This window comes from Burkholderia sp. 9779_493 (genome assembly GCF_015712215.1).
In the GTDB taxonomy this organism is placed as follows: domain Bacteria; phylum Pseudomonadota; class Gammaproteobacteria; order Burkholderiales; family Burkholderiaceae; genus Burkholderia; species Burkholderia cenocepacia.
Genome location: NZ_JACCQA010000074.1, coordinates 1 through 11,226, shown reverse-complemented (window position 1 = coordinate 11,226; position 11,226 = coordinate 1). Strand labels below are relative to the sequence as shown.

At 62.1% G+C, this 11,226-nt stretch carries 8 protein-coding genes and 1 pseudogene; 2 read left to right on the top strand and 7 right to left on the bottom strand.

Features of this window, described 5'->3' with window-relative positions; all coding sequences use genetic code 11:
- On the top strand, positions 1-472 hold a 472-nt coding region (locus H0X95_RS35205; protein ID WP_230878344.1), incomplete at its 5' end, for a TetR/AcrR family transcriptional regulator C-terminal domain-containing protein.
- 4 nt (positions 473-476) lie between these two features.
- Here the strand turns inward: H0X95_RS35205 and miaA are convergent.
- Positions 477-1,451 carry a tRNA (adenosine(37)-N6)-dimethylallyltransferase MiaA gene (miaA, locus tag H0X95_RS35200; RefSeq protein ID WP_196446417.1) on the bottom strand — a complete coding sequence of 325 codons (975 nt, stop codon included), beginning with the start codon at positions 1,449-1,451 and terminating at the stop codon, positions 477-479.
- The gene (mutL, locus tag H0X95_RS35195) at positions 1,448-3,448 is read right to left on the bottom strand and encodes a DNA mismatch repair endonuclease MutL (protein WP_124637223.1); all 2,001 of its coding nucleotides are present in this window, start codon (positions 3,446-3,448) and stop codon (positions 1,448-1,450) included. The genes miaA and mutL overlap by 4 nt, the downstream gene beginning before the upstream one ends.
- A 183-nt stretch (positions 3,449-3,631) precedes the next feature.
- On the opposite strand from mutL, the pseudogene H0X95_RS35190 reads away from it, so the two are divergent.
- Positions 3,632-4,126 (top strand): annotated as a pseudogene (locus H0X95_RS35190) (VTT domain-containing protein); the annotation flags it as partial.
- 15 nt (positions 4,127-4,141) lie between these two features.
- Here H0X95_RS35190 and H0X95_RS35185 read toward each other — a convergent pair.
- From H0X95_RS35185 to H0X95_RS35165, 5 genes are all read right to left on the bottom strand, one after another.
- A complete protein-coding gene (locus tag H0X95_RS35185) occupies positions 4,142-4,954 on the bottom strand; it encodes a mechanosensitive ion channel family protein (protein ID WP_060213948.1) in 813 nt (270 codons plus the stop codon).
- 427 nt (positions 4,955-5,381) lie between these two features.
- Positions 5,382-6,389, bottom strand: a complete 1,008-nt coding sequence (locus H0X95_RS35180) for a class I SAM-dependent methyltransferase (RefSeq protein ID WP_196446416.1) — start codon at positions 6,387-6,389, stop codon at positions 5,382-5,384.
- Positions 6,390-7,188: 799 nt separating this feature from the next.
- On the bottom strand, positions 7,189-7,902 hold the full coding sequence (locus H0X95_RS35175) for a Stf0 family sulfotransferase (protein WP_196446415.1): 714 nt from the start codon (positions 7,900-7,902) through the stop codon (positions 7,189-7,191).
- Positions 7,903-8,122: 220 nt separating this feature from the next.
- Complete coding sequence (locus H0X95_RS35170; protein WP_196446414.1) at positions 8,123-9,553, bottom strand: mannose-1-phosphate guanylyltransferase/mannose-6-phosphate isomerase; 1,431 nt, start codon at positions 9,551-9,553, stop codon at positions 8,123-8,125.
- Positions 9,554-9,594: 41 nt separating this feature from the next.
- Positions 9,595-11,226: capsular polysaccharide export protein, LipB/KpsS family (locus H0X95_RS35165; protein ID WP_196446413.1), on the bottom strand; the 1,632-nt coding region annotated here is incomplete at its 5' end.

Genomic DNA, 11,226 nt, shown 5'->3' with positions numbered 1-11,226 from the left:
CAGTGTCCACAATTCATCGTCGATGATCGGCTTGGCCATCTCCTCAGTCTCGGTTGTTCCGATGCCTGAGGTTAACAGCTCACCGCGAAAGTTAACAGCCCCACGGGGCCTTTTTGAAACCGTCTCTTACCGCGACGGCGCGCGCCTGCATGCCGGCACCCGGCCGCGCGCGCTGCATTTCAGTTCGATCGAACGCAAGATCGCGCTGCTCGGTGAAGCGGGGTTCAAGCCGGACGAGGCGGTCGACGTGATGGTCGCGATCGGGCGCTTCGTGGTCGGCTGGGTGCTGGAAGAGCAGGCGCGGCCGGACGGCGACGCCGATGCGCTGCTGCCGGATGCGGCCGAGTATCCGTTGTTCGCGCAAGGCTGGGCCACGCTGCGCGAGCGCAGCGGCGACGAAGCGTTCGAGCGCGGCATCGCATGGATCGTCGACGGCGCCCGCGCGCGCCTGGCGGCGCGTCGGGCCGGCTGACGCATCAGCCCGGTGTGCGGCCGTCGAGAACGCGTTCGAGCGCGTCGAGCGCGCGGGCCGTCGAATCCGGCGCGACGCAGTCGACCACGATCCGCTCCGGCATCGCGCGCAGCCACGTGATCTGGCGCTTGCACAGCTGGCGGGTCGCGAAGATGCCCTTGTCGCGCATCGTCCGGTAGTCGGTGTCGCCGTCGAGGAATTCCCACGCCTGCCGGTAGCCGACGCAACGCATCGACGGCAGGTCGGGATGGAGATCCTCGCGGCGCCGCAGCCGTTCGACTTCGTCGATGAAGCCCGCGTCGAGCATCGCATCGAAGCGCTGCGCGATCCGCGCGTGCAGCACCGCGCGATCCGACGGCTCGAGCGCGACCGGCACGAAGCGGTACGCGGCGGCCGCATCGTCGGTGCGGCGCGGCGCGGCGAGCAGCACCGACATCGGCTGCCCGCTCAACATGAAGATTTCCAGTGCCCGCTGGATCCGCTGCGAATCGTTCGACGCGAGCCGCGCGGCCGTGTCGGGATCGACCTGCGCGAGCCGCGCGTGCAGCGCGGGCCAGCCGTCGCGCGCGGCGTCGGCGTCGAGTGCCGCGCGGATTTCCGGGTCGGCGCCCGGCAGGTCGTTGAGCCCGTGCGTCAGTGCCTTGTAGTACAGCATCGTGCCGCCCGCGAGCAGCGGCGTGCGGCCGCGCGCGAGGATCTCGCCGATCAGCCGCAGCGTGTCCGCGCGGAATTCCGCGGCCGAATACGCGTCGGCCGGGTCGATGATGTCGATCAGGTGATGCGGCACGCTCGCGCGCTCGTCGCGCGACGGTTTCGCGGTGCCGATATCCATGTCGCGGTAGACGAGCGCCGAATCGACGCTGACGATCTCGATCGGGCGGCGCGCGGCGAGCGCCAGCGCCGCGGCCGTCTTGCCCGAAGCGGTGGGGCCGAGCAGGCAGGCGATCGTCGTCGGGGTGGACTGCGAAGAAGCGCTCATTGCCCGCGCATGAAGAGGCGGTCGAGATCGTTCAGCGTGAGCTGATACCAGGTCGGCCGGCCGTGATTGCACTGGTCCGCGCGCTCGGTCGCCTCCATCTGGCGCAGCAGCGCGTTCATCTCGTCGAGCGTCAGGCGCCGGTTCGCGCGCACCGCGTGATGGCACGCGAGCGTGCCGAGCAGTTCGTGCTGGCGCTCGGTGAGCACCCGCGAGCCGCCGAACGCGTGCAGGTCGGCGAGCACCGCGCGCGCGAGCGACTGCAGGTCGGCATCCTTCAGCAGCGCCGGCACCGCGCGGATCGCGAGCGTCGTCGGCGACAGCACCGCGAGGTCGAAGCCGAGCGATTCGAGCGTGTCGCGCTCTTCCTCGACCGTGCCGATCTCGACCGGCGTGGCCGTCATCGAGATCGGCAGCAGCAGCGACTGCACGGCGACCGTGCGATCCGCGAGCGCGTTCTTGAACTGTTCGTAGAGGATTCGCTCGTGTGCCGCGTGCATGTCGACGATCACGAGACCGTACGCATTCTGCGCGAGCACGTAGATGCCGTGGATCTGGCCGAGCGCGAACCCGAGCGGCTGGTCGTCGTGCGCGCCGGCGGCGAGCGGCGACGCGGCGAAGCCCGGCAGCGGCGCGGCCGGTGCGTCGGTCGAATCGGCCGAATCGCGCGCGATGAGCGTCGTGCCGTCCGGCGTGCCGGCGCCGCTGTCCTTGCGGCCGAACAGCGCGTCGTAGAGCGCGAGCGGCTGCGCGACGGGCAGCGTGCCCTGCGTCATCCGCGCCTGGCGCATCCACGTGTTGCCCGCCGATGATGAAGACGACGGCGACGAGAAGCCGCTGCCGCCAATGCCGCCGGCGCCGCCGGGACTCTGGCCGAGCGGCGTGTCGAGGAACGACGCCGGCCCGCGCGGGGCGGGCTCGATATGCGCGGCATGGCCGCCCGCGGTGGTTTCCGGCGACGCGCCCGCGTGGCGCGCGAGCGCCCGCTGGACCGCGTGGAACACGTACTGGTGGATCGAGCGCGAATCGCGGAACCGCACTTCGATCTTCGACGGATGCACGTTCACGTCGACGGCTTCGGGCGGCAGATCGAGGAACAGCACGTACGACGGATAGCGGTCGCCGTGCAGCACGTCCTCGTAGGCCGCGCGCACCGCGTGCGTCAGCAGCTTGTCGCGCACGAAGCGGCCGTTCACGAAGAAATACTGCTGGTCGGCGCGCCCGCGGCTCGCGGTCGGCAGGCCGGCGCAGCCGTAGACGGCGAGCGGGCCGGCCTGCTCGTCGAGCGGCAGGTGCGCGGTCGCGAAGCCGTCGCCGAGGATCTTCGCGACGCGCTGCGCGGGCTCGGTCGCATTCCAGTGCTCGACGGCCTTGCCGTTGTGCAGCACCGAGATCGCGACGTCCGGCCGCGCGAGCGCCGCGCGGCGGATCATTTCCAGGCAGTGGCCGAATTCGGTCTGCTCGCTCTTCAGGAACTTGCGCCGCGCGGGCGTGTTGAAGTACAGCTCTCGCACCTCGATCGTCGTGCCGGTCGAGCCGGCGGCGGGCGACAGCACGCCCGTCTGCGCATCGATCTTCATCGCATGCGCGGCATCGGCCGTCCGGCTCGTGATCGACATCTCGGCGACCGACGCGATCGACGCGAGCGCTTCACCGCGAAAACCCAGCGTCGCGACCGCCTCGAGTTCCTCGAGCGAGCGGATCTTGCTGGTCGCATGGCGCATCAGCGCGAGCGCCAGTTCGTCGGGCGGAATCCCGCAGCCGTCGTCGGTGATCGAGATGCGCTTGACGCCGCCTTCTTCCAGCACGATGCGCAGCGTCGTCGCGCCGGCGTCCATCGCGTTCTCGAGCAACTCTTTGACGACCGACGCCGGGCGTTCGACGACCTCGCCGGCGGCGATCTGGCTGATCAGCTGGTCGGGCAGGGGCTGGATCGCGCGCAGCGGGCGCGCGGCGGGGGCGGGCGCGGCGCCCGCGGCCGTTTCGGTGATATCGGACATGGCCGAATTATAGCGAGGCGGCGAACGCGTGCCGGGGCAGCCGGCCGTTACGTTTTTTCACGGAGCCTTAAGGTAGTTTCGGTATCATCGCTGGGTTGCACGCGCCGCCTTGGCTGGCGGGCGCCTCGGCCATGTCTGGCCTGTTCCGGCCGTTCCGGCCCCATCGCCTTCGAGGAATCGCATTTGGATACGCTGCTTCATTTCGTCAATCTTGTCCTGCATATCGACGCTTTCCTCGGCGATTTCATCCGGCAATACGGCGCATGGGTCTATCTGGTCCTGTTCCTGATCGTGTTCTGCGAGACGGGGCTCGTCGTGTTCCCGTTCCTGCCCGGCGATTCGCTGCTGTTCATCGGCGGCGCGTTCGCGGCGACGGGCGAAATGAACGTTGGCCTGCTGATCGTGCTGCTGCTCGTCGCGGCGATTTCCGGCAACACCGTGAACTACCTGATCGGCCGCTGGATCGGCCCGAAGGTGTTCAATACGCATATCCCGGTGCTCGAGCGCTTCCTCGATCGCGCCGCGCTGCAGAAGACCCACTCGTTCTACGACAAGCACGGCGGCAAGACGATCGTGCTCGCGCGTTTCATCCCGGTCGTGCGTACGTTCGCGCCGTTCGTCGCGGGGGCGTCGTCGATGAGCGTGGCGGCTGCCACGCTTTTTTTTGTTCGTGCGGCTCGGGCGCCGCTTCCGTCACGCGTTGCGTTGCGAGACCGGGGTTTCCGGCGTCGGATAGCCGGCCTCACGGAACGTGTCGAGGATCACGCGGTTGGTGTCGCAGTACACCTGCCAGTAGTTCTCCGGCTGAGTCGAGGGGCGCACGAACAGCAGCGGACCTTCCGGCGTGAATTGCAGCACGCCGATGTCCGGCGCCGGCACTTTCAGCACGTTCGGCACCAGCTGGATCTGCGTCTTCAGGCGGTTGATCGCATCGGCCGCGTCGACGCTGTGCGCGATCTTCGCGGTCAGGTCGACGCGACGATGCGGCGTCGCGCTGTAGTTCGCGATGTTGTCCGAGAAGATCTTGTTGTTGCCGACGATCGTCACGATGTTGTCGGCGGTGATGATCGTCGTGCCGAACAGGCCGAGCTCCTTCACCGTGCCCGTGACGCCGCCCGCACTGATCACGTCGCCGATCTTGAACGGGCGCAGCACCTGCATGAACACGCCGGCGGCGAAGTGTGCGAGCAGGCCGCCCCAGGCAGTGCCGATCGCGAGGCCGAGGCCGGCGAGCAGCGCGGCGAACGACGTGGTCTGCACGCCGAAGAGCTGCAGGATCGCGAGGATCAGCAGAATCGTCAGCAGTACGCCGACGACGGAGGTCAGGTAGTCGGTGAGCGTCGGGTCGACCTTGCCGCTGCGGCGCACGACTTTGCCGAGCAGGCGGGTACCGATGCGGATCGCCCAGCGGCCGACGAACCACAAGACGATCGCGGCGAGGAGGTTGAGGCCGAAGTCGAGGCCGCGGGTCATCAGGAATTGCTGGGCGGTGGCGAGATCGATCATGGGGCTCTTAGTCGGGCAGTATCAGTAAATACAAGTCATTATAGGAACCTCGTCGTCCGTGGCGCGAAGAATGACGGACGGGAAGGCATTATTCGAGGTATATCGGGTGCGTTTATATATTGCTCTTGAACAGAAAAATTGCGAATGAGAGGGGCTATTGCGAAGGGCGAGTGCTGCCGGTTCCGCGTAGCAGGGTCGCGTTGCTGACGGTACATTCGAAGCCCGGACGTGTAAGCGAGCGGCATCAGTCGCTGCATCATTTCGTTGCGAGGCCCGAATGGTCCGTACGGGCCCGAGCAGATGCCGCGCAGAGTGCTGCTACACCGGTGCGCCACGGGTCCGAACTCATCACCATGTGGCGCTGGTGTGTTGCCTCGACGATGTCTGTGTTGCACAGCAGTCAATGTCGATTGATGGGCGTGGCAGGTCAGCGGTACATGAATCCATAGACCACGGCTTCCATCGCGCGACTAGCAGGATTCTTGCCGCACGGATGAATTATCAGTTCACGATCCTTGTGCCTTGGGGCGGTAATGAGGTGGCGCGCCGGCTGCACGGTGGGGAACCATGAGAAGAGGTCGTGGTGCGAAATCTGGGCGCCCCCGGTGATCTGCACGATACCCGACCACCCGTGGTTGTGAAAGATGGGTAGTACCTCGACTGCGCCTGGGAAATTTACCCGGATAGCCCAGTTGCTGCCACGCAGGTGCCAACCATCTTGTCGGGTAGTCAGCGAATGATTTCCTACGTAGCGCACGGCTGCATCATCGTAATTGACGAACGTGTAGGATTCCTTTCGGTAATCGTCGGGCTTGATGCGCCAGTCCAGATTCGGTTCGCTGATCTTGCGAGCCGCGATGAAGAAGTCATGACCTACCTCGGGGTATTCGCTTCCCACCTGTGCGACTCGTATCTCGAATCCTGCATCTTCGACTAGGGCCACCCAGTGATTCGGCCCGAAAAAGTACGGATGCTCCGGGTTGACTTCCCAACCCAATGGCACGGCCATCAACAGGTTGCCACCCATTCTGATGATGCGGTTCAGTTCGCGGAATGTGCTGAACAGATCGAAGCTGTGTTCGATGCAGTGCGACGAGAAAACTGCATCGAAGGTCGAATCCGGGAACGAGTACTGATCGTTGTAGCCGAACGCAAAGTGATCGCCAGGAATGCCATAAGTTGCCGCGCTTGCGCGCGAACCATCTACGGCGCGCTGGTCCACGTCAAGATACCAGTAATCGAATTTGCGACCCGTCAGGTAGTCGAGCAACTTCGGAAAGAGATTGCCGCCGCCGACATCCAGCACTTTCGATCCGTCGCAAATGAACCGGGCAGCCTCTTTCCATCGATCGAGGTAGGCATCGTGTCGCTTCGCGATGTAGGCATCCACATCCCCTTCGCGTTGCTTGACTCCCTCGTACCAGTTGGACGTCATGTCTGCCTGACGTTGGGCGAATGTTTCTCGAGCTAACGCGATTTTGCCTGGGTTGCCAGTCCGTGTGTCTGATCTCATCCGGGGTTTCCTCGTTGTCTTCAGCATTGGCTAGGAGCTGCTTATTTGTCCAGGATGTGTGTGTGTTTACATCCTGTCATTCGTGCGAGTGAGACAAAGTGATTCTGACGTTGTCGGGTGACAGTATATGGAAGAAAGTACGAAGCAGACTGCGAAATGACGACGATCGGGGAGGGCGAACGTCGGCCGACTTTCGCTGCTCCCACATGGCGGTGCTGTGGGTGAGTGTGACCTACGCTGGAGGCTTACCTTGATGATGGCTACGCAAGGTTTCTGGCAGCGTGTTGTGCCTGGAATGGGGCAGGAAAATCGAAGATATGCTTATCGAACCGATCAGCATGCGAGCACACCAGCATTCATTCCTGGCACAAAAAAACGGACCGTAAGCGCTCGAATTTTTGCTGGGGGTAAAGGTACCAAGCTACATCCACCGCGAGCGCGGTAGTACTAAAATCGAGGATGTGGCTGTGCTCCTGCCGTTTATCAACAGCACAGTTTTAGTGCCGATCAGAAGTAAAGTGATCGGCGATATATGAGGTGGCGTAGCGATTGGGCGGCCACTGACTTCACTGTCCGAGTTCCCGTTTTCGGTCGTCGATGTTGCGTCCTATGTTGGTTTAGTGGTGGAGCATCGTCTGAAAATGCGGAGCGGTGCGAGTTCATTGAATTTTGTATGCTATATAATTCGAACCCCCATAAAATCGGCTGGCGGTAGGGGTGTTTAGTAATAATTTTCCAGGAACCAGTCGACGAATTTGATGCGCGCAGCCTGTTTTCCGCTTTGCGATGTTTGCTTTATCTTTGCGAGATTGATTTCATTTGTTATTTCTTGGTCGATCGGGAGACCGCATAGCGTATTTATCTTGTTTATGTTTTCAATTTTGTGGTTGAGAAATTCCTCGTAGCCTATCTCAATGTGGCGATCCTGCGGGAGAGCGCTGGCAAAAGATTCGAGGTAGGTGTCGGATAGCAAGATTGATTTAAGTGCTTCCTCGATTTCTACCGAGTCTGGGCTGATGTTATTGTCCGGGGCGTTATTGGGGTCGTCGTAATAATGATAGAGTCCGGATTTTCTCGCCATTGCAAGGCTAATTGCTTGTTGTATTTTGTTTTTCCTTCTTATTACAATCCAATAGGCGTTCTCGCCAAAGAAGGCGTCTTTTACGGTCTCGGACTTTGCAGACTCTCGTTTTATGATGGAAAGGGCTTTGCACATGATTTTCGATGAGGCCCATCCTTCAGGGTTTAGATATAGATTGCTCTGAATCCCGATTATTTCGTCTGCGGTCGATTCCGCATGCAAGCCGGAGAATTTCTCCTGCGCCAAATCCCAGAATTCATATCCAAATCGCTCGTTAAGGTAGTACGAGATGGATTCTGCAATAAATGTTGATCCGGAGCGAACTTCGCTGGCAATGTAAAGGGTTTTTCTCACGGCGTCCTCTTGGGTTGCTTGATGCTATTGCGGTGCGCGACTGTTGGCATCTTGCTAGTATTGTTATTGATGATTTGTTGTAAATTGATTTCGGCGTAGCTTGCGGATTTGGCTGGTTATCCTGCGGCTGGACGATAGTGGCGACAGGAGGCCAGCGGGCGCGCGACTTTTCGCGTGCCCCCTGGGTACGGACGCTTCGATCTCGGCTACCGTCGCGCTTTCACCGTGCGGACTCCCGGCCATACGTATCCTGAAAGCGGACGATATCGTCTTCTCCAAGGTATGCGCCTGATTGCACCTCGATCAACTCGAGCGGGATCTTGCCGGGATTGCTCAAGCGGTGTGTCGCGCCGAGCGGGATGTAGGTCGACTGGTTCTCGGTCAGCATGATTTCCTTGTCGCCGTTCGTGACCGTTGCCGTGCCCTTTACGACGATCCAGTGCTCGGCACGGTGATGGTGCATCTGCAGGCTCAACTGTGCGCCCGGGTTCACGATGATACGCTTGACTTGGAAGCGGTCGCCCTGGTCGATGCCTTCGTACGAACCCCACGGGCGGACGACACGGCGGTGCGTGACCGATTCGTGGCGGCCGGACGCGTTCAGCCATTCGACGATTTTCTTGACGTCCTGGGCCTTGTCGCGATGCGCCACCAGCACGGCGTCGGCGGTTTCCACGATCACGATGTTGTCGAGGCCCAGGGCGGCGACCATCCGGTGTTCGGCGCGGATATACGAGTTCTTCACCGCGTCGGTGAAGATGTCGCCGATGAGTGCGTTGCCTTGGTCGTCGGCTTCCGCAATGTCTGCGAGTGCGCTCCACGACCCAATGTCATTCCAGCCGAGGTCTGCTGCCGCGACGACGGCTGCGCGCTCGGTCTTCTCCATCACTGCGTAGTCGATCGAGACGTTCGGGCAGGCGGCGAACGCTTCGGCGTCGAGACGGAGAAAGTCGTTGTCGCGCTTGGCGGATTCGAACGCGAGTTCTGCCTGGCGGGCGATTTCCGGTGCATGGCGATGCAGCTCTTCCATGTACGTGGACGCCTTCAGCATGAACATGCCGCTGTTCCAGTAGTAATTGCCGTCGCTGAGGAAGCGCTCGGCTGTAGGTGTGTCGGGTTTTTCGACAAACGCGTCGACCTTGTAGACCTGCTTGCCGTCCGCGACGGCCGGGCCGCGACGGATATAGCCGAAACCGGTATGCGCTTCCGTCGGCGTGATGCCGAACGTGACGAGATGCTGGTCTGCTGCGATGGCGGCTGCCTCAGTGGCCGCAGCGATGAATGCGGGCTCGTTGAGGATGACGTGATCCGACGGCAGCACCAGCAGCAGTGCGTCAGGCGATTCGTGCAGGGCGAGCAGCGCGGCGATCGCGATCGCGGGCGCGGTGTTGCGGCCTACCGGCTCGAGCACGATCGACGACGGCGTGATGTTGACCTGACGGAGTTGTTCCGCGACCAGGAAGCGCTGTTCGTTATTGGTGACGACGATGGGGGCCGTGGCGCCCGGAATATGCTGAAGGCGAGCCGCCGTCTGCTGGACGAGCGTTTGATCGCCCGTCAACTTCAGATATTGTTTTGGATAGCCGCCGCGCGACATAGGCCAAAGTCGGGTGCCGCTGCCGCCGCACAGAATTACCGGATAGATGTTCATGGTTGCAATCCCCGAGTCAAGTTTCCAATTTTGTGACTGGTTCACGATGCTTCGCGAGCCTGTTTCTTCATGATTTGTTGCCAGCGCCAAGCCAGGTGATGCGTTGCATTGCGAATCCAGCGCATGATCTTCAGGAAGGTTCGCGCATGATCGGCGTTTATTCGGCCAAGCGGGCGCGCTGCGAGCGGTGCAAGCCGTTGAATCACGGCTTCTGGTGTCGTGAATAGCTGCAGGCGCCAGTCCCAGTAGACAGGATAGCGTAGCATTACACCCGCCGTGAGCATGTCGAGCGACAGACTGCGGTTTCTCCAGGGCAAGGGGGCAAGTGCATCGTGTGTGAGGCCCCAGCCTGCGTAAAAGGGCAGTCCGTACGTGAATACGGCCTTGCCGCGCAGCAACGCGTCAAAGCCGGCGAGTGACGACAGCGTATGTACTTCGTCCGCGGCGTCGATCAGTGAGACGAGATCCGAGTCGACGTCGACAACGTCGGCTAGCCGCTCGGCATTGACGAGGCCGTTCCGGTTGCCGGAAAGGACATCGGGATGGGGCTTGTAAACGATAAAAGCCTCGGGACGGCGTGCACGCACTTCACGTAGCAGCGCGTCTGCGGTGGAAATTGCACGCGTTCCCAGGCGGATGGAAGCGTCATCGGCCACCTGTCCCGGGACCAGCAAAACTGGTTTTCCGTGCGGTGCCAGCCATGTCGGTTTGCGCCGACCCAGATTGTATTTTGTCAAACCGAATTGAACGATCCGCGCACGCAGCTTGGCGGCTCGTGCCAGTTCCATTTCGCTGAATATCGTTCCATTCAGCAGGGTCGTGAGGTCGTTCGGGCGGCTTGCGTCGAAATACAGGCCGCTCATGTCCACCACTTGGCTGTAGGGGGCAATCATGTCCGACCCGAGTCCGGTCGAGTGGAGAAATCCGTCCTCGATTCTCACGTGACGCACGCCTTCGGGCACACCGTCCGAACTGCGTGCACCCCAAAGTGCCGCGTATTCGCCACGGCGCAGCGAGCCTGGCTCACGTGTCCAGCGCAACGTACCACCGCCGGCCGTGAGGAATGGTGTGGCGAACGGGCGCTTCCACCACTGAAAACGCACACCGACCACCTCACGCAGATCTGCGAACCGGGTTGAAACTGAGCGCTGTAATTCGATGCTGTCGAGCAACGCATCAAGGCTGCCCGGCGCGTGCGTCGCCGGGTCCAGGTAATTCGCCAGACGCAGGAACACGACATCGAAAAATGCTGCCAAGGTTGGCCGCGTTGCGCGGCCGCCCGTCACGCCGTGATCGTTTGTCAGCCCCCAGCCCGAGTAGTAGGGCGCGCCGAATGTGTGGACCGGGACGCCGGCCAGCAATGCATACATACCCTCCGGTGCCGCTACCGTATAGACATGATCGACGTGGCGAAGCGCGGCGCAGGTCGAATATTCGTCGCCGATATGTTGTGTACCGGGCGGCAAGGCGCGGACCAGCGACGATAGCCAGTGACCGGTACCATGGTCACCGCTGCGCGCCAGCCAGAACTGAGCGTTAGGATGCGAGGCGAGCGCGTTTTCGATCATTTGTTCGAACGCCTGTCGACGCTTTTTGGGCGATTCGTCCGTGCAAGCGGATCGCAGGCGTTCGTCGACCAGCAACACTCGCGTGGCGTCGGGTGGTGCCAGCAG